A 17,067-nucleotide genomic window follows, 5' to 3' on the forward strand; every position below is an offset into this window, starting at 1 on the left:
CCCCTCCTAAAGGCTCCCTCCCAGGGTCCCGTCCCGGTGCCCCGGGCGGTCAGGGCCGGAAGTCCCGGGACGGCGGGGCAGCCGGACCGTGGCCACCGTGCCGGCGGCGTCGTTGCCGGCCAGCGTGATCGTGCCGCGGTGCAGCTCCACGATGGCCCGGCTGAGCGCCAGGCCGAGGCCGGCGCCGGGGATGCCGCTGTGCCGGGCGTTGGTGGCCCGGTAGAGGCGGGCGAACAGGCGGGGACGCTCCCCGGCTGGGATCCCGATGCCGGTGTCGCTGACGGTCAGCACCGCCGCGTCGTCGTCGGCGGTCAGCGTCACCCGTACCTCGGCGCCCTCCGGGCTGTACTTGACCGCGTTGCCGATCAGGTTCTCCACCACCTGCCGCAGCCGGGCCCGGTCCCCGGCGACGACCAGCCGTTCCGGCGCCTCGGCGTGCGCCCCCTGCTCGGCCGCGGCCATCGTGACCAGCGCGGCCAGGTCCACCTCCCCGACCGTGAGCTGAACGTGCCCGGCCTCCAGGGCGGCCAGGTCGAGCAGCCGTTCGACGAGCGAGCGCAGCCGGGCGTTGTTGCGCTCGATCACCGCGAGCAGTTCGCGCACCTCGCCGACGGTGGTGCCGTCGTCCGACTCGTTGATCAGATCGGTGTAGGTGCCGATCGAGGTCAGCGGGGTGCGCAGCTCGTGCCCGACGAGCGCGATGTACTCGCCGACGCTGGCCGCGAGCTGACTGGCCAGATCCTCGGCCCGGCGCCGCTCCAGGAACGCGCCGATGTGCGCGGCGATGCCGTTGAGCAGCACGGCCAGCGCCGGATCCGGTCGCTGCTGGGCGGGCGGCTCCGGAGTGCGGAAACCGAGCACGCCGATCACCTGCTCGCCGCTGCACACCGGCACCGCGCCCTCGGCGCCCTCCCACACCGGCTCGGCGGTGTCCCAGCAGACGCCCGGCACCCCCTCGCCGCGGGCCGGCGACGACGGCATCCGGACCTGCGGCGCGGCCGGGTCCAGGTGCGTCGCGGCCGGGCGCAGCCGCCCGGTCACCGGATCGACCAGCCACAACCGCAGGTACGGCCAGCCCAGCTCGGCCGCGATGGCGCGCAGCACCCCGGCGCCGGCCCGGTCCGTGTCCGGGGCGTGCACCAGCGCTTTGAGCACCTCGGTACGGCAGTGCTCGTACTGCCGCTGCTGATGTTCGGCGGTGACGTCGTGCACCGCCGCCACCGCGCCGAGGATGCGCCCGCCGCTGTCCCGGACCGGCCGCGCGTTGATCGCGAACCAGCGCCGCCGGTGGTGCCGGTCGTGGGCGAGGATCTCGTCGTGCCGGACCTCCTCGCCGGCCAGGGCCCGGGCGAGCGGCACCTCGTCGCCGGGCAGGTCGCTGCCGTCGGCCCGGCGCAGCCCGTACCGGCGCGCCCACTCCCGGACCGGCACGCCGATGCTGTCCTCGCCGAAGAAGTCCCGGACCGCCTGGTTGGTCACCACGAGCCGGCCCGCCAGGTCGCAGGCCACCACCCCGGCGTCCAGGCTGCGCAGCAGCGCCTCGGTGAAGGCCGGGTCGTGCCGGGCTCCCGCCGTGCCGAGGCAGCGGCGCAGCGTCGCGGACAGCTCCTTGACGCTGAACGGTTTCGGCACCACCGCGAGCGCCCCGGACTCGGCCAGGGTGGTGTCGCCGGGTGGCAGGTACGCGGTGATCAGCACGACCGGCACGGCGGCGGTGGCCGGGTCCTCCCGCAGCGCCCGGCACATCCGGATGCCGTCCAGGTGGGGCATGTCGACGTCGGCGACCACCAGGTCGGGCGGGTTCGCGACGGCGGCGGCGAGCCCGGCGCGGCCGTCGTCGGCGAGGCGCACCGTGTGCCCGAGCCGCCGGACCACCTCGGCGATGACCGCCTGATGTTCCGGGTTGTCCTCGACCACGAGTACGGTTGCCATGACTGCGATAATAAATCATGATAAATCAGACAACAGGCGCGGTCAGGTTTCGGCACCGGCGGAACCGGGGTATCGTGCGCCCGCATACAGGCGATTCTCGGGGTTTTGCATGAGCGAGCTGACCGCCCATTTGGACGTCCCACTCGACCGAGGAGCACCCGCCGCCGCCCGTCACGCCGTGACGGCGGTGCTGACCGGCTGGGGGTTCCATGACGACGACTGGCTCGACGCGGCCTCCGTGGTGGTGAGCGAGCTGGTCACCAACGCGGTCCGGCACGGCGGCGGCTGCGTGGAGGTGCAACTGGAGGCACACGGCGAACGTGTCATCGTGTCGGTGGCCGACGAGTCCTCGGTGGTGCCCCGGCGCCGCGACCCCGACAGCCTGGGCGGCCGGGGGATCGCGTTGATCGAGGCGATGTCCGCCGGCTGGACCGTGCAGAACTATCACGGGGGCAAGCGGGTGCGGGTCGAACTCGTCCCGTGTCCCGGTGTTCAGGAGAGTGCCGCATGAGGATCGTCCGGCTCGACGACGGCCCGGTGACCCGGTTGCAGTTGGCCGGTGAGCTCGACCTGGACACCGGCGACGAGTTCGAGGAGCAGGTCGCCCGGGTCCTCGGCGACCGCCCCGGCGAGCTCATCGTCGACCTGGGCGCGGTCACCTTCTGCGACTCGTCCGGCATCGACGTGCTGCTCGCCGCGTGGGAGACGGCGGCGAAGGCCCGGGTCGGCTTCCGGGTGACCAGGGCGACCGGCATCGTGCTCCGGTCGCTGACCGTCACCGGCGTGCACGACCTGCTGAGCGGCTCAGATCGAGAACCGGCCGACGGCCGCGCGTAACCGGTCGGCCAGCGACTGCACGTCCTCGGCGGTGCGGGCCACCTCGCCGACCGCCTCCCGGCTGGCGGCGGTGCCGTGCGCCACGCTGGCGATGTTGCCCGCGATGTCGCTCACCCCGGCGGCGGCCTCGCTCACCCCGCGGCTCATCTCGGCGGTGGTGGCGCTCTGCTCCTCGACCGCCGACGCGATGGTGGTCTGGAAGTCGCTGATCTGTTCGATGATCCGGCTGATCTCGTCGATCGCGGTGACCGCCTGACCGGTGTCGCTCTGGATCGCCGCGATCTGCTGGGAGATCTTCTCGGTCGCCCGGGCGGTCTCCTGGGCCAGGTCCTTGACCTCGCTGGCGACCACGGCGAAGCCCTTGCCGGACTCGCCGGCGCGGGCCGCCTCGATGGTGGCGTTCAGGGCGAGCAGGTTGGTCTGCGAGGCGATCGCGGTGATCGTCTCGATCACGTCGCCGATCTGCGCCGACGACTCGCCGAGCCGGTTGATGGTCTCGCTGGTGGCCCGGGCCGCGGCGACCGCGTCGGTGGCGACCTGGGCGGCGTCGGCGGCGTTGCGGGAGATCTCGGTGATGGCCGAGCCCATCTGCTCGGTGCCGGCGGCGACCGTGTGCACGTTGCCGGACACCCCGCCGGCGGCGGCCGCGGCCAGCCCGGCCTGCTGGTCGGCTTCGGCGATCGAGCTGTCGATCTGCCGGCTGACCCGGCGCATGGTGTCGGACGCCCCGGTGAGCCGGCCGCCGTCGTCGGCGATCTCGGCGACGGTGGCCCGTACCCCGGCGACGGCCTCGTCCACGGCCCGGCCCATCGCGGCGATCTCGTCGTGGCCGGTGGTGTCCGCGCGCATCGTCAGGTCGCCGCGGGCCATCGCGCGCAGCACCTCGACCAGCCGGCTGACCGGTCCGGTCACACTGCGTGTCACGAGCACCGTGAGGAGCAGGGCGACGACCACGGCCAGGACGAAGACCACGACCATGACCGTACGGGCCAGCGCGGCCCGATCCTTGGCGTCCTCGACGGCCTGGTCGGCCCGGGCGACGACGGAGGTGACCAGCTTCCCGGTCGCCTCGATGATCTCGAAGTAGACGGCGTAGCCCTCGCCCAGCAGGAGGGCGTCGCCGTCGGCGATCCGGCCCGCCTGGTACAGCGCGACCATCTCGTCGTCGGTCTTCTTGAAGCCCGCCCAGAGTCCACCGAGCTTGTCGAACTCGGTCCGCTCGGCGTCGGTCATGACCGACGTGTCGATCTCGTCGAGCAGCTTCTCGAGCAGCTCGAAGTCGGCGAGGAAGCCCTTGCGGTTGTCGCCGGCCAGGGCTTTGGCGACGCCGATCCGGCGGACGTCCCAGACATAGGCGACCTGCCAGCCCGAGATGTCCCCGTTGTAATATTTCTGCTCGTCCACCTGGTGCATCAGGTGCTGCAACCGCTTCAGCTCGTCGGCCGAGTCGGCCTGGCTGGTCAGCCCCCAGGCGCCGATGCCGACGGCCACGCCGAGCAGGATCAGCACGATGGCGAAGGCGGCTCCGAGCCGCCCGGCCAGTCGCATCCGCCGCAGAATCGCCATCGGTTTCCCCCGCTCAGCCACCGGCCCCGACCTACCCATCGGCAGGCCCGGCCGCGCACTGAGGGCACAATCACCCGGTGATGGACATCCGGGCCGTCGTGCCTCGCCCGGGCCCGTCCGACTCGATCGTCAGCGAACCCTCATGGGCCCGCATGATCCGGTCGGCGATGCTGAGACCCAGCCCGACCCCCGGCACCGCCTGGTCCCGGGCGAACCGGCCGCGGTAGAAGCGCTCCACCACGTGCGGCAGCTCGTCGGCCGGGATGCCCGCGCCGTCGTCGATCACCTCGAGCCGGCCGGCGCCGATCCGGATCGTCACCGTCTGCCCGGTCGCGCTGAACACCACCGCGTTGCGCACCAGGTGCTCGGCGGCCTGGCAGAGCCGGGTGAGATCGCCGGGCACCGACGCCGGCCCGGCCGGCGCCTCGATCACGATCGGCACGTCGCGCTGCGCCGCCTGCGCCCGGCAGGCGGCCGCCGCCGCCTCGGCGACGGCCACCAGGTCGGTGCCGGCGCGCAGCAGCGGCAGCGGCGCGGCCGACGGCCGCGTGCCGGCCAGCAGGTGGTCCACCATGCGGACCAGCCGCTCACCGTTGCGCTGGATCGGGTCGATCAACCGGCGGTACGGGGCCAGCTCCTCGTTGTCGACGAGCAGCTCCAGATATCCCTGGATGGTGGTGACCGGGGTGCGCAGCTCGTGCGACACGGTCGCGACGAAGTCCTCCTCCCGGCTGATCGCCCGGGACAGCTCGTCGCCGATCTCGGCCAGCAGCTGCCGGTTGCGCAGCGCGGCCAGGTGCCCGGCCGCCTGCCCGGCCATCGTCTCCAGCAGGTCGAGCTGCCGGGCCCCGGCGGTCCGCGGCTTGTCGTCGAACACGCTGACGCTGCCCAGGGTGTGCCCGTCCTCGTCGACCAGCGGCACGCCGGCGTAGAAGCGGATGTGCGGGGCGCCCCGCACGGTCGCCCACGAGCGGTAGTCCGGCTCGTCGAGGGCGTCCCCGACCACGAGCGGCCGCCGGGAGCTCACCACCCGCCCGGAGAACGAGGTGGCCAGCGGCCCACCGTCGCCCGGCACACCGGTCTTGCCGGCGAACCACTCCCGGTCGCCGTCGACGAGCGTGACCGTGGACATCGGCGCGTCGAAGACCGCGCCGGCCAGGCGGGTCAGCTCGTCCAGCACCACCGGCCGTGGGGCGTCGAGCAGGTGATAGCTGTGCACCGCCGCGAGACGGGCGTCTTCCCCTACTGCGCTCACATCTGTGTCCGTTTCTCCAGTACCGCGGTCGGGTGCTCCGCCGCGACCCGTGGACCGCCATTCGGCGTCGGGACAGGGTCGCCTGAGGAGTTCGGCGGTGCGGAAAATGCGCCCGGCCTAACCGCTCAGAGGATCGCCCGGCCCGGCGATAGGGCTCCACGTACCACCACGGCCGGTAAGACGAAGGAGATCACGATGCGAACCGAGCTCTACCGGTCGGGCGATGCCGACACCCGGAAGAAGCCGGTCCTGCTGCTCGTCGACGACGACGAGGTGGTGCTGGAGACGCTGTCGATCCAGCTGGGCCGCGACCACAGGCTGCTGTTCGCCGGCGACGCCGAGAAGGCGCTCGAGCTGCTCGCCGCCAACGACGACGTGGCCGCGGTGGTCAGCGACGTGCGGATGCCCGGCATGGACGGGGTCCAGCTGCTCGGGAAGGTCCAGACCGACTATCCCGACGTGATGCGGATCCTGCACTCCGGCCACGGCGACATGAACACCGTCATCGCCGCGATCAACTCCGGCGGTGTCTACCGGTACCTGCCGAAACCGGCCGGCCGTGCCGACATCCTGGACGCGGTCAAGAAGGCCGTCAGCAAGCACGACCACGCGATGGCCGAGCGCAGGATGGTCGACACCACGCTGAAGACCAGCATGCAGGCGCTGTTCGGGATCCTCGAGCTGTCCAGCCCGGTCGGGTTCGCCCGGGCCGGCCGGATCCGCGCCCTGGTCGGCGAGCTCACCCACGCCCTGGAGCTGGACGGGCTGTGGGAGATCGAGGTGGCGGCGATGGCCTCGCAGGTCGGTGCGGTGACCGTGCCGCCCGAGGTGATGCGGAAACTGGCCGAGGGCGCCGGCCTGACCCCCGACGAGCAGGCCGTCGTCAACGCGATGCCGGCGTCGGTGCTGCCGCTGATCAAGGACATCCCGATGATCGACGACGTGATCGACACGATCCGCGGGCTGGCCGGAGAACGGCCGCCGGCGGGCGGCTGGTCGCCGGTCGTCGAGGGCGCGATCAGCGTGGTCCGCACGGCCATCGAGTACGACACCGCGTTCGCCCGCAGCAACTCCGCGACGACCGCCGTCGCCGCCCTGGCCCGGGCCGACAGGTGCGCCCCGCACGTGCTCGCCGCGCTGCGCCAGATCAAGGGCGTGCAGAGTCCGGAGGCCGGGTCCACGCAGGCCTACACGATCGCCGAGCTGCAGGTGGGCATGCGCCTGGCCCAGGACGTGACGGCGACCAACGGCCTGGTGCTGATCAGCAGCGGCACGGTGATGACCGAGGCGATGCTGGACCGGCTGGCCAACTTCAACCGCGCGCTGGGTCTGGTCGAGCCGGTGCTGACGGCCGCCTGACCCGCTGATCACGGGACGAGCCGCTCGTATTCGACGGCGACCGTCCGTACCGCGTGCAGCGACTCGGCGAGCAACTCGCGCAACCGCCCGGCGGTGGCGCGCGCGTCGGCGACGGCCCCGGCGCGCGCCTGGTCCTCCACTGTCGCGCAGAGCGCGGCCAGCGCCGTCGCGCCGATGTTCGCCGACGATCCCTTCAGGCTGTGCGCCAGGTCGCGCACCGGCCCCGGGTCACCGTCGTGCAGCAGGCCGATGAGCTGGTCCGCCGCGGTGGGGGCCTTCGCCGCGAACGAGTTCAGCAGCCGCAGCACCAGGGCGCGCTCGGCCGGCGACGGCTCCGCCTCGACGAGATCGGCGAGGCGGGCCCGGACGCCGGCCACCGCGGCGGTCCCACCCACCGGCTGCGTCCCGGTTCCCATCCGCCCATGGTGCGCCCGGACGGTCGCCGCCAGCGGGTTTTTCGCCTATTACGCCCCCCAGCTCGCCTGGGTCCCGCCGACCCGCTGGGCGGCCGCCGTCTCGGCGTACCCCGAAGCCTGGAAGGCCTTGACCGGATCCCTCGGCAGCCCCCGCGCCTCCCGCCGGTCCGCGAGAGCGGACCGCACATCGGTCTCGAAGGCGTCCATCAGCACCTGATGGGCGCCCAGCACGTCGCCCGCGCGCTGCGCGGCGGCGATCGCCTCCTGGTCCACCAGCAGCGCCTTGGCCAGCGCCGCCTCGACGTTGAGCACCGAGCGGATCTGGCCCGGGATCTTCTCCTCGATGTTGTGACACTGGTCGAGCATGAAGTTGACGCCCGACTCGGGCCGGTGCGCGCCCACCGCCACGATCTCCGACATGATCCGGAACAGCTGGAACGGGTCGGCCGAACCGACGATCAGGTCGTCGTCGGCGTAGTAGCGCGAGTTGAAGTCGAACGCGCCCAGCCGGCCCTGCCGCAGCAACTGCATCACGATGAACTCGATGTTGGTGCCGGGCGCGTGGTGGCCGGTGTCCAGCACCACGGTGGCCCGCTCGCCCAGCGCCAGGCAGTGCAGCAGCGAGGTGCCCCAGTCCGGGATGTCGGTCGCGTAGAAGTACGGCTCGAAGAACTTGTACTCCAGCAGGATCCGGTGATCGTCGTCGGAGGCGTCGTAGATCTCCCGCAGCGACTCCGCCAGCCGCTCCTGCCGGCCGCGCAGCGAGTCCTGACCGGCGTAGTTGAGGCCGTCCGGCAGCCAGATCTTCAGATCCGTCGAGCCGGTCTGCCGCATCACGTCCAGGCACTGCTTGTGGTGGTCGATCGCCTTGCGGCGGATCGCCGGGTCCGGGTTGCACAGCGAGCCCAGCCGGTAGTCGTCGTCCTGGAAGACGTTCGAGTTGATCGCGCCGATCCGCACACCGAGCTTGTCGGCGTGCGCCTTCAGGTCGCTCCAGTCGTCGACGAGGTCCCACGGGATGTGCAGGGACACCCGGTCGGCGAGCCCGGTGAGGCGGTTGACCTGCGCGGCGTCGGACAGCTTCTCGTACGGGTTGCGCGGCCCACCGGGACGGGTGAACACCTTGAACCGGGTGCCCGAGTTCCCGTACGCCCAGCTCGGCACCTCGATGGTGAAGCCGTCCAGGCCATCCAGGTCAGTCATTGAGTTCCTCCGTACTTGCGGTTGGTGAGCCCGTTCAACAGCGCGGCGAAGATCAGCACCGCGCCCAGGGCGAGGAGCTGGTACTGCGAACCCTCGTTGCCGACGAAGGCGAGCAGGATGCCGGCGTTGAGCCAGACGATGAGCAGAGTGGCGAGCACGACCCCGGCGACCCTGCCGATGCCGCCGGTGATCGCCACACCGCCGAGGACGGCGATGGTGATCGCGGGCAGGGCCATGCCGTTGCCGGAGACGCCCGCGTCCGGGCGGGCCGAGGCGAACTGGCCCACGGTGACCACGGCCACCAGGCCGGAGATCAGGCCCGCGTAGACGTACGCCTTGAAGCGCGTGTCGCGGACCGGGATGCCGGCCCAGCGAGCGGCGACGTCGTTGGTGCCGATCGCGTAGAGACGCCGCCCGTAGCCGGTGCGGGCCAGCAGCAGCCAGACCGCCACCACGGTGGGCAGCAGGAAGGTGAAGATCCCGAGGGGCACGTCCGGGACGTACCGGCCGAACAGCGGCAGCTCGACCGACTTGCTGAGGGTGAACAGCTCCTGGACCGGCGCGGTGCTGATCGGCTGCTGGTCGTTGACGACGATCGCGAGGGATTTGTACGCGTAGAACGTCGCCAGCGTGGCGATCAGCGCCGGGAAGCCGATGTAGGAGACGAGGAAGCCGTTGACCGCTCCGAGGAGGGCGCCGAGACCCGCGGTCGCCAGGATCGCCGGCCAGAGGGGCCAGCCCCATTCGCCGTACGCGAAACCGAAGCCCATGCCGGCCAGCGACACGATCGCGCCGACACTCAGGTCGATGCCGCCCCGGCCGGACAGGATCACCAGCATCTCGGCGAGGCCGAGCATGGCCAGCGGGACGGCGCTGATCAGGCTCGCGGACATGTAGTCGAAGTCGTACGGGGCGGTCAGGTAGCCGCCCATGTCGTTGATGAAGAACGTGACGACCACGACGACGAGCAGCACCGCGAGCAGGGCGATGCGCTGGGTGAGAAGTAACCGGACCGCTCTGCTCACCGGTTCCTCCTCGCCCGGGCACGCAGCAGGTCGGCGCCGACCGCCACGATGATGAAGATGCCGACGAACAGGTCGGACAGTTGTGAACGCCAGCCCAGCTGGGTCACACCGGACACGACCGTCTGCACCAGCAGCGCGCCCAGCAGGGTGCCCAGCACCGAACCGCGCCCGCCCATGATGCTCGTGCCGCCGATCACGACCGCCGCGATCACCGCCAGCTCCTTGCCGGAGCCGACCGACTGGTCCAGCGTCGACGTGCCCTGGGCGATCACGAAACAGGACGCCAAGCCGACCAGCAGACCGGTCAGCACATAGGCCAGCAGCACCCGGCGCTGCACCCGGACACCCGCGAGCCGGGCCGCCTGGGCGTCCCCGCCGATCGCGAAGAAGTGCCGGCCGCCCGCGGTGTGCCGCAGCCACCACCAGGCCGCCGCGGTGATCAGCAGGGTGATCAGGAAGGCGTGCGGGATGCCGAGGGTCCGGCCGTCCGGGCCACGGCCGAAGAAGGCGAGCGTGCCCGGGATGCCGTTCACCGTGCCGGAACCGAAGATCCGCAGGCCGAGGAACATGAACAGGTTGGCCGTACCGAACGTGATGATGATCGCGTGCACCCGGCCGTAGGCGATCAGCACGCCGTTGACCAGGCCCAGCACCCCGCCGGCGGCGACCGACAGCAGCACCGCGGCGCCGAGGCCGACATCGGCGCCGACGAGCGCCTTCGCCGTCAGCACCGAACACACCATGATCGCGCCGCCGACGCTCACGTCGATGCCGCCGGTGATGATCACGATGGTCATCCCGACGCCGACCAGCGCCACCGGGGCGGTCGCCACCAGCAGTGGCTGGACCGAACCGGCGGTCAGGAACGCCGGGGTGCCGACGGCCAGGGCCGCCCACAGCGCCGCGATCACCCCGGCCAGCACGACCTCCTGGCCGGTGACCGGGCTCGGCAGCACCCGCTTCCTGATCCTCGCCTGCGCCACCGCGGTCATCTGTCGCCTCCCGCGGCCGCGGCCAGCAGGTCCACCTGGCTGGCGTCCGGGCCGAACTCGTCGGTGGTCGTACCGCCGCGCACCACCTGGATACGATCGGCGATGCGCAGCGCCTCCGGCAGGTCCGAGGTCACCACCAGCACCGCCGTGCCCTCCTCGGCCAGCTCGGTGATCAGCCGATGGATCTCCTCCTTGGCGCCGACGTCGACACCCTGCGTCGGCTCGGCCAGCACCAGCACCTTCGGCCGCTCCACGAGCTGCCGCGCGAGAACCACCTTCTGCGCGTTGCCGCCGGACATCGCGCTGATCGGCTGCCGCTCGTGCGGCGTCCTCACCGCCAGCCGCTCGATCAGCCGCAGCGCCTCACTCCGCTCCCGGGCCCGGTCCACCCAGACGCCGAACCTCGACAGCAGCCGGAGATGACCCGCGGAGATGTTGAACGCGATCGACTGGAAGCCGAACATGCCCTCGACCTTGCGATTCGCCGGCAGCAGGGCGACACCCAGTCTCTGGGCGTGTTCCGGATTCCGGATCCGCACGGATGCGCCGCCCAGCCGGAGGTCGCCGCTCGTGGCGTGATCGATGCCGTAGACACACGCGGCGATCTCCGAGACACCGGAGCCGACCAGGCCGTACAGCGCGACGATCTCGCCGGCCCGTACCCGCACGTCGACGTCACGGAACTTCCCGGCCCGGGTCAGGCCACTCAGCTCCAGGACCGCCGGTCCCTCCGGGACCACGCGATGCGGCCGGGCGTCGGACAGCTCCTCGCCGACCATCAGGTGGGCGATCTGCCGCACGGTCAGATCCTTGATGGGGTACGTCCCGATCGTGCGCCCGTCCCGCATGACGGTGACCTCGTCGGCGATCCGGAACAGCTCGTCGAGACGGTGCGAGATGTAGACGACCGCCACGCCCGCGGCGGTCAGCCGCCGGACCACGCCGAACAGGACCTCGATCTCGGCGTCGGTCAGGATCGCCGACGGCTCGTCCAGGATCAGCACCTTCGCGTCCGAGGCCAGAGCCTTGGCGATCGACACCTGCTGCTGCTCGGCCACCGACAGGGTGCCGACCTCGGCGGTGGCGTACCGCTCCGGCAGCCCCAGCAGGTCCAGCAGCTCGACGACCCTCGCGTTCTGCGCCGCCCAGTCGACCCGTCCGGTCTTCGTGATCTCGCGGCCCAGGAAGATGTTCTCCGCGACCGTGAGCTCCGGGAAGAGCTGCGGCTCCTGATAGACGGTGGCGATCCCCAGTGCGATCGCGGCGGCGGTGTCCTTCATGCCGACCGGCACACCGTCGAACTCGATCTCGCCGGTGTCGGCGGTCTCCGCCCCCGCGACGATCTTGATCATCGTGGACTTGCCCGCGCCGTTCTCACCGACCAGGGCGTGCACCTTGGCGGCCCGTACCGTGAAATCGGCGTGCTGGATGGCCCGGACCGCGCCGAACCGCTTGCTGATGGCGGTCAGGCGCAGGCGGGGAACCTCGTTCGCGTCGGTCATCAGTAGTCGAACTGGTCGACGTTCTGGTCGGTGATAGCCAGCGCCGGGCCGAGCAGCAGCATCTTGCTCGACGCGTCGTAGGTGACCGCGGGCAGCTCACCGGAGACGTTGTTGGTCGCCTCGATCGTCTTGCCCTGCGCGATCTGGGCGCCGGCCCACGCGGTCAGGTAACCCAGGTTCTCCACATCCCAGAGGATCGCCGCGGACGACGACTTGTCCCGCAGGTACGGCTTCATCGACTGCGGGGTGCCCAGGCCGACGGTGAAGACCTTGCCGATCTTGCCGGCGTCCTTGACCGCCTGCGCCACACCGGGCGCGGACGAGGTGCACTCGCCGACCAGACCGGTCAGGTCCGGGTGCGCGTTCATCAGGTCGGTCGCCATCTGGGTGGCCTTCGCCTGGTCCTCACCCGCGTAGACCACGTCCACGATCTGGGCGTCCGGGTACTTCGACTTCGTGTACTCCTGCTGCACCTTGATCCAGGCGTTCAGGTTCTCCGCCGTCTGGCCGCACGAGACGATCGCGTACTTGCCCTTGCCGCCCATCTCCTTCAACAGCGCGTCGGTCAGGCCCTCGCCGATACCCTGCGCGGTGGCCTGGTTGACGAACACCTCCCGCACACTGTTCGGCGCGTCGGTGTCAGCGGTCGCCACGTGGATGCCGGCGTCCTTGGCCTGCTGCAGCAGCGGGGCCATGCTGTCCGGGTCGTTCGGGGCGACGATCAGGGCGTCGACCTTCTGCTGGATGTAGGAGCGCACGATGTCCGCCTGCGCCGCCGCGTCCGCCTGGGTCGGGCCCTGATAGAGCCACTCGACGTTGCCGAGCGCCTTCGCGGCCTCCTTGCCGCCCGCGTTCATCGCCTCGAAGTAGGGCACGCCCTGCAGTTTCGGGACGAACGCCACCTTGTAGGTCTTGCTGCCCGCATCCCCGGTGACGCCGGAGTCGGTCTCGTTCTTCTTGGTGCAACCGGTGAGAGCTATGGCGGCCGTCGTGGTGAGGGCGACGGCGGCAGCGAACCGAGGACGCATGACGCCTCCCGAGAGGAGTTCTTGAAACGTTCTAGCTGGGGTGTGACTCACGTTACGAGGCCGTTAGGGCAGGGTCAAGAGTTGATTCTCAACCTGGGCCCGAATCCTGGAGAGCCTGCGTGCGCTGGCAGGCGTCACCATATGAGACGTTTCAAGGTGCCTCGGCTACGCGGTCCGACCTTCCCCACCTTTCGCCCGACTTGCACCGTGACCGGCGGGGTCCGGGACCTCCCGGTCGTTTTGCCGGTCGCGTGGGTTTTGGCGCCTCGCTCGGTCGTTTTGCCGGTCGCGTGGGTTCCGTCGCCTTGCCCGGGCGTTCTGCCCGCCGCGTGGGGTCAGTCGCCTCGCCTGGTTCTCTGCGGCTCCTTCGCCGGACGGTTCGGCGGCCGGGGCTTGCCTCCGCGATCTTCAGCCGCGGTCGTTCCCCCCCCCGGAACATGACAGAGCCGCCGCTCCGGGGCGGGCCCGAAGCGGCGGCTCTGTCATGTTCGGTGTCTGACGGTCAGCGCCGCTTCCTGATCACGACGACGGTGGCTGCGGCCGCCGCCAGGACGGCGCCGATCAGGGCATACCGTTGCCGCTGCCCGGCGACCCGGTCCGGCAGCCCGCCGGCTGCCGCCGACGCCCGCTCCCGGATCGTGCCCATCGCCCCGGAAGCCCGTTCCGGCAGCGTTCCGAGCGCGGTGGTGGCCCGCTCCGCAGCCTCAGCGGCCGCCTCGGCGAAGTGCGCGCGAGTCTCCGCGGAAGTCTGCCGCCACTCCGGCTCGTCCCGGCCGCCCGGCGTCTCCCGCGTACCGCCCCGCACGGCCTCGCCCTCGCCTGCCGAACGTCCGGTTCGGTCTTCGGCGTTCCCCGGCAGGGCCGCGGTGCCGGTCTCCGCCGCGGATCCCGCACCCCGTACCGACCTGGCCTTGTCGGCGAGGGAACCGGCCGCATCCTCGACCTTGGCGGCGATCACGCTCGCGGCTTCGGCCAGCTGCCCCTTCTTCTCCGCGGCCACCTCGGTGAGCCGGCCCGTCTTCTCCGAGTCGCCCCCGGCCCGGTGATCCGCCTTCCCGGTCAGCCGGTCCTTCTGTTCGGCCACCACTCCGGCCAGCTGGTCCTTCTTCTCGGCCACGACTTCGGCCAGCTGGTCCTTCTTCTCGGCCACGGCTTCGGCCAGATGGTTCTTCTTCTCCGTGGCCGCCTCGGCGAGTTGCTCCTTCTTCTCGGCGGCCGCGTCCTTCACGCGGCTGGACACGTCCAGCTTCGCGACGAGCGCGGCCGCCGTCTCGCCCATCTCGGCCCGGGTCTGCTCGATCTCGGCCCGGAGCGCCTCCGCCTTGTCCGACGGATCCGCCGGCTGGTCCCCGCGAGCCCGCGCGGCCGCAGCGTGAACCTCGTCGCTGCGATCCGTCTTCGGGCCGCCGGTCTCCGCCCGGACCGCTTGCGGCCGCTCCCTCTCGTCGCGGCGATCCGGCGCGTCGTTCCGGCCCGCGTCGTTCCGGCCCGCGTCCTTCTGGCCCGGCGCGTTTCGGTCCGAGGCGTTCCGGCCCGGGGCACCTTCGCGACCAGAGGCAGCGGTTCCGATGCCGGGCGTCGGACGTTGCGCCTCGTCGTGGGGGTGCCGGGTAGCGGTCGCCGGATGGCGTGCCTCAGGAGTATCGCTGTGGCCCGGGGTTCCGGTGAGGTTGGAGGGAACGGTCGCCGCAGCGGAGACGCTCGTCGGCGTGGGCTGCTGCGGACCGCCGGGTTGGGGCACGGTTGCCCGTCCGGTAGCCCGTCCAGGCGTCACCGTGACCTCCGAACTGCTCTTCGCGACTCCCGCATCGCCTCCCGAGGAGACCCCTGACGGCGACTTCGGGGTCGCCGCCATGTGCGCGGCAGTGCCGGCCGCCGCGGGCGGCATGTTCTTTGCCGTTCCGGTGCCGCCTGCCGCGGGCGGCATGTTCTTTGCCGTTCCGGTGCCGCCTGCCGCCGGTGAAGTACCTCCGGACGTCAGGTTGCTCTTCGACGCTCCGGCATGCGGAACGCTGCCCGATGCCGGTGCGTTCTTCGCCATCCCCGTGCCGCCGGTCGCGTGCTGTGGGCTCCCGACTCCGGGGCTCGTCGACTTGCCGATATCAGGAGCCGTACGCGGAAGATTCCCCGGTGTGATGTCAGCCGGTGATGTGCTCTTCGCCGGGGCGCTGCCGCCGGTCGCGTGTTGCGGGGTCCCGGTTCCGGGGCTGGTCGGCTTGCCGGTACCGGGAGCCGTACGCGGAAGATTCCCCGATGTGGGGTCAGCCGGTGGCGCGGGCTTCGCTGTCGCGGCCGGCCTGCTGCCGTGCGTGGCGGCGGGTGCCGGTGTCGGCGTCGGCGTTCCCGGATTGTGCGGCGCCTCCGCGTGGCTCGCCGGAATCCTGCCCGGCGCCGGCGTCGGCTGCGGCGTCCCCGGATTGTGCGGAGCTTCCGCGTGGCTCGCCGGAATCCTGCCGGGCGCCGGCGTCGGCGTCGGCTTCGGCGTCCCCGGATTGCCGATGCCGCCCGCAGACGTGGTGCTGTCGTGCGGAGTGGTCCTCGCGGAAGTGCCGCCGGGCTTGGCCGCGTGCGCACCCGCCGAGGATCCGGCCGCCGGGCCGGAGAAGCTGGGGGAGCCCGCTGACGGTGAAACCGCCGCGGACGCGGGCGCCGACGGCGTCGCCGGCCGGGTCGTCACCGTGCTCCGTGAACCCAGGCCCGGAGTCACCGTGCTGTGTTCCGTCCTGCCGGTCAGCCCCGCGTGACCCTGCCCGCTGTCACTGCGGCTCTCATGCTCCTGCTTGCTGTCACTGCGGTTCTCATGATCCTGCTGGGTGTCACTGCGCCCCGTGTGGTCCTGCCCACCGCCGAGGCGAGCCGAACCCGGCGGAGGCGCGTCGAACAGCGTGGCCGCACGGTGTGGTGTGCCGGCCTTTCCCGGGCCCGCCGTCGTCGTAGGCGACGCGCCGGGTTTCACGGTCGTGTGCGCGGCACCGGCCGAGGAGCCCGGCGAAGCGTTCGGCGTGCTCGCCGCTGCTGGAGCAGCGGGCTTCGTGCCACCGGCCGCGGGGCCGGGCTTCGCGCCACTGACCGGCCCGATGGCGGACGGCGTGGGATGCGAACCGGGTTTGGCGGTGCCGGCGGCATGCGATGGCACCGGTTTTGTCGCGCTGCCCGGTGTGACGCCGGCGGGGGCGGCATGTGACGGCGCCGGTTTCGTGACGCCGGCGGGGGCGGCATGTGACGGCGCGGGTTTCGTGGTGCCGGCGGGGGCGGCATGCGACGGTCCGGATCTCCCGGTGCCGGCCGGCGTGGCGCCGGGCGGTGCCGGATGTGCGCCGGGCTTCGCGGTGCCGGGCGGCGTGGCCGTGGGCGTATCGGCAGCGGCGGAGTCGCCCGGCGGGGTGGGCGGCGGCTGGCCCTCGGCCGGGGCGCGGCTCGACGCGGGCGGGCCGGGTTTCGGGCGGTTGCGGTTGGGTGACGGGCGTCGGGCTTCGGCGCGGCTGCGGTTGGGCGCGCTCATGACTTCCCTCCGCGCCGGGCGGCGTTGATGAATTCGTCCACGTCACGGCGGCCGCTGGCGATGGCGGCCTCCGGGGTCGGCGGAACCGCCTGTTGCACCTCACGTTTGCCCGCGATCGCCGTGATTCCGGCGGCGGCGAACAGGATCACGGTGACGATCAGGGCGGCCGCCCACATCGGCATGACCAGTGACAGCGCGGCGCCGGCGGTGATGAAGAGGCCGCCGAGCCCGTACAGGGCGATCACTCCGGCCCCGCCGAGCAGTCCCGCGCCCTTGCCGGCCTTCTTCCCCTTTTCGGTCATCTCGATGCGGGCGAGCGCCAACTCGTCCCGGACCAGCGTGGTCACCTGTTCACTGAGCCGGGTGACCAGTTCCGCGGTCGATTCCTCGGTTCGTGCGTCTGTGCGGGTCATCGTCCCTCCGTCCTGCACGGTTGTTCCAGCAGACGTA

Annotated in this window: 16 protein-coding genes; 5 read left to right on the forward strand and 11 right to left on the reverse strand. The window is 71.8% G+C overall.

Going from position 1 to position 17,067, the window contains the following annotated elements; translation table 11 throughout:
• Window positions 1–6: 6 nt before the first annotated feature.
• Window positions 7–1,932, reverse strand: coding sequence for a hybrid sensor histidine kinase/response regulator (locus Aut01nite_RS24830; RefSeq protein WP_083998477.1), 1,926 nt, complete (start codon window positions 1,930–1,932; stop codon window positions 7–9).
• A 109-nt stretch (window positions 1,933–2,041) separates the two neighbouring features.
• Between Aut01nite_RS24830 and Aut01nite_RS24835 the strand changes: the two genes are divergently transcribed.
• Together Aut01nite_RS24835 and Aut01nite_RS24840 are read left to right on the forward strand one after the other, a co-directional pair.
• On the forward strand, window positions 2,042–2,443 hold the full coding sequence (locus tag Aut01nite_RS24835) for an ATP-binding protein (RefSeq protein ID WP_043522349.1): 402 nt from the start codon (window positions 2,042–2,044) through the stop codon (window positions 2,441–2,443).
• Complete coding sequence (locus Aut01nite_RS24840) at window positions 2,440–2,769, forward strand: STAS domain-containing protein (protein ID WP_043522351.1); 330 nt, start codon at window positions 2,440–2,442, stop codon at window positions 2,767–2,769. The genes Aut01nite_RS24835 and Aut01nite_RS24840 overlap by 4 nt, the downstream gene beginning before the upstream one ends.
• Here the strand turns inward: Aut01nite_RS24840 and Aut01nite_RS24845 are convergent.
• Complete coding sequence (locus Aut01nite_RS24845) at window positions 2,737–4,335, reverse strand: methyl-accepting chemotaxis protein (RefSeq protein WP_043522352.1); 1,599 nt, start codon at window positions 4,333–4,335, stop codon at window positions 2,737–2,739. The genes Aut01nite_RS24840 and Aut01nite_RS24845 overlap by 33 nt on opposite strands.
• A gap of 70 nt (window positions 4,336–4,405) precedes the next feature.
• Window positions 4,406–5,590 carry a GAF domain-containing sensor histidine kinase gene (locus Aut01nite_RS24850; protein ID WP_043522354.1) on the reverse strand — a complete coding sequence of 395 codons (1,185 nt, stop codon included), beginning with the start codon at window positions 5,588–5,590 and terminating at the stop codon, window positions 4,406–4,408.
• A gap of 195 nt (window positions 5,591–5,785) precedes the next feature.
• Here Aut01nite_RS24850 and Aut01nite_RS24855 point away from each other — a divergent pair, with 195 nt between their 5' ends.
• Window positions 5,786–6,949 carry a response regulator gene (locus Aut01nite_RS24855; RefSeq protein WP_052163172.1) on the forward strand — a complete coding sequence of 388 codons (1,164 nt, stop codon included), beginning with the start codon at window positions 5,786–5,788 and terminating at the stop codon, window positions 6,947–6,949.
• Between the two features lie 8 nt (window positions 6,950–6,957).
• Here the strand turns inward: Aut01nite_RS24855 and Aut01nite_RS24860 are convergent, their stop codons facing one another.
• The 7 genes from Aut01nite_RS24860 to Aut01nite_RS44410 form a co-directional block, all read right to left on the reverse strand.
• The gene (locus Aut01nite_RS24860; RefSeq protein ID WP_052163173.1) at window positions 6,958–7,365 is read right to left on the reverse strand and encodes an Hpt domain-containing protein; all 408 of its coding nucleotides are present in this window, start codon (window positions 7,363–7,365) and stop codon (window positions 6,958–6,960) included.
• Between the two features lie 48 nt (window positions 7,366–7,413).
• A complete protein-coding gene (gene rhaI / locus Aut01nite_RS24865) occupies window positions 7,414–8,568 on the reverse strand; it encodes an L-rhamnose isomerase (RefSeq protein ID WP_043522356.1) in 1,155 nt (384 codons plus the stop codon).
• Window positions 8,565–9,593: an ABC transporter permease gene (locus Aut01nite_RS24870; RefSeq protein ID WP_043522357.1), complete on the reverse strand. Its 1,029-nt coding sequence runs from the start codon at window positions 9,591–9,593 to the stop codon at window positions 8,565–8,567. Before Aut01nite_RS24870 ends, rhaI begins: the two co-directional genes overlap by 4 nt.
• The gene (locus Aut01nite_RS24875; protein ID WP_043522358.1) at window positions 9,590–10,585 is read right to left on the reverse strand and encodes an ABC transporter permease; all 996 of its coding nucleotides are present in this window, start codon (window positions 10,583–10,585) and stop codon (window positions 9,590–9,592) included. Before Aut01nite_RS24875 ends, Aut01nite_RS24870 begins: the two co-directional genes overlap by 4 nt.
• Window positions 10,582–12,087 carry a sugar ABC transporter ATP-binding protein gene (locus Aut01nite_RS24880; RefSeq protein ID WP_043522359.1) on the reverse strand — a complete coding sequence of 502 codons (1,506 nt, stop codon included), beginning with the start codon at window positions 12,085–12,087 and terminating at the stop codon, window positions 10,582–10,584. Before Aut01nite_RS24880 ends, Aut01nite_RS24875 begins: the two co-directional genes overlap by 4 nt.
• Window positions 12,087–13,115 (reverse strand): autoinducer 2 ABC transporter substrate-binding protein, encoded by a 1,029-nt coding sequence (locus Aut01nite_RS24885; RefSeq protein WP_043522360.1) that lies wholly within the window; start codon window positions 13,113–13,115, stop codon window positions 12,087–12,089. The genes Aut01nite_RS24880 and Aut01nite_RS24885 overlap by 1 nt, the downstream gene beginning before the upstream one ends.
• A 502-nt stretch (window positions 13,116–13,617) precedes the next feature.
• Window positions 13,618–14,889 (reverse strand): DUF3618 domain-containing protein, encoded by a 1,272-nt coding sequence (locus Aut01nite_RS44410; protein WP_268871678.1) that lies wholly within the window; start codon window positions 14,887–14,889, stop codon window positions 13,618–13,620.
• Between Aut01nite_RS44410 and Aut01nite_RS24895 the strand changes: the two genes are divergently transcribed.
• Both Aut01nite_RS24895 and Aut01nite_RS24900 read left to right on the forward strand, forming a co-directional pair.
• Window positions 14,786–15,859, forward strand: a complete 1,074-nt coding sequence (locus Aut01nite_RS24895) for a hypothetical protein (protein WP_173476634.1) — start codon at window positions 14,786–14,788, stop codon at window positions 15,857–15,859. The two genes, Aut01nite_RS44410 and Aut01nite_RS24895, sit on opposite strands and share 104 nt — an antisense overlap.
• Before the next feature lie 159 nt (window positions 15,860–16,018).
• Window positions 16,019–16,645, forward strand: coding sequence for a hypothetical protein (locus tag Aut01nite_RS24900; RefSeq protein WP_152628475.1), 627 nt, complete (start codon window positions 16,019–16,021; stop codon window positions 16,643–16,645).
• Here the strand turns inward: Aut01nite_RS24900 and Aut01nite_RS24905 are convergent.
• Window positions 16,614–17,030, reverse strand: a complete 417-nt coding sequence (locus tag Aut01nite_RS24905) for a phage holin family protein (protein ID WP_043522362.1) — start codon at window positions 17,028–17,030, stop codon at window positions 16,614–16,616. The two genes, Aut01nite_RS24900 and Aut01nite_RS24905, sit on opposite strands and share 32 nt — an antisense overlap.
• Window positions 17,031–17,067 lie beyond the last annotated feature (37 nt).

This window comes from Actinoplanes utahensis, assembly GCF_016862455.1.
In the GTDB taxonomy this organism is placed as follows: domain Bacteria; phylum Actinomycetota; class Actinomycetes; order Mycobacteriales; family Micromonosporaceae; genus Actinoplanes; species Actinoplanes utahensis.

What these genes read in the sequence shown, in the direction of transcription:
- Aut01nite_RS24830 (WP_083998477.1), bottom strand. Translation starts at nt 1,932, where the DNA reads ATGGCAACCGTACTCGTGGTCGAGGACAACCCGGAACATCAGGCGGTC.
- Aut01nite_RS24835 (WP_043522349.1), top strand. Translation starts at nt 2,042, where the DNA reads ATGAGCGAGCTGACCGCCCATTTGGACGTCCCACTCGACCGAGGAGCA.
- Aut01nite_RS24840 (WP_043522351.1), top strand. Translation starts at nt 2,440, where the DNA reads ATGAGGATCGTCCGGCTCGACGACGGCCCGGTGACCCGGTTGCAGTTG.
- Aut01nite_RS24845 (WP_043522352.1), bottom strand. Translation starts at nt 4,335, where the DNA reads ATGGCGATTCTGCGGCGGATGCGACTGGCCGGGCGGCTCGGAGCCGCC.
- Aut01nite_RS24855 (WP_052163172.1), top strand. Translation starts at nt 5,786, where the DNA reads ATGCGAACCGAGCTCTACCGGTCGGGCGATGCCGACACCCGGAAGAAG.
- Aut01nite_RS24860 (WP_052163173.1), bottom strand. Translation starts at nt 7,365, where the DNA reads ATGGGAACCGGGACGCAGCCGGTGGGTGGGACCGCCGCGGTGGCCGGC.
- rhaI (WP_043522356.1), bottom strand. Translation starts at nt 8,568, where the DNA reads ATGACTGACCTGGATGGCCTGGACGGCTTCACCATCGAGGTGCCGAGC.
- Aut01nite_RS24875 (WP_043522358.1), bottom strand. Translation starts at nt 10,585, where the DNA reads ATGACCGCGGTGGCGCAGGCGAGGATCAGGAAGCGGGTGCTGCCGAGC.
- Aut01nite_RS24880 (WP_043522359.1), bottom strand. Translation starts at nt 12,087, where the DNA reads ATGACCGACGCGAACGAGGTTCCCCGCCTGCGCCTGACCGCCATCAGC.
- Aut01nite_RS24885 (WP_043522360.1), bottom strand. Translation starts at nt 13,115, where the DNA reads ATGCGTCCTCGGTTCGCTGCCGCCGTCGCCCTCACCACGACGGCCGCC.
- Aut01nite_RS24905 (WP_043522362.1), bottom strand. Translation starts at nt 17,030, where the DNA reads ATGACCCGCACAGACGCACGAACCGAGGAATCGACCGCGGAACTGGTC.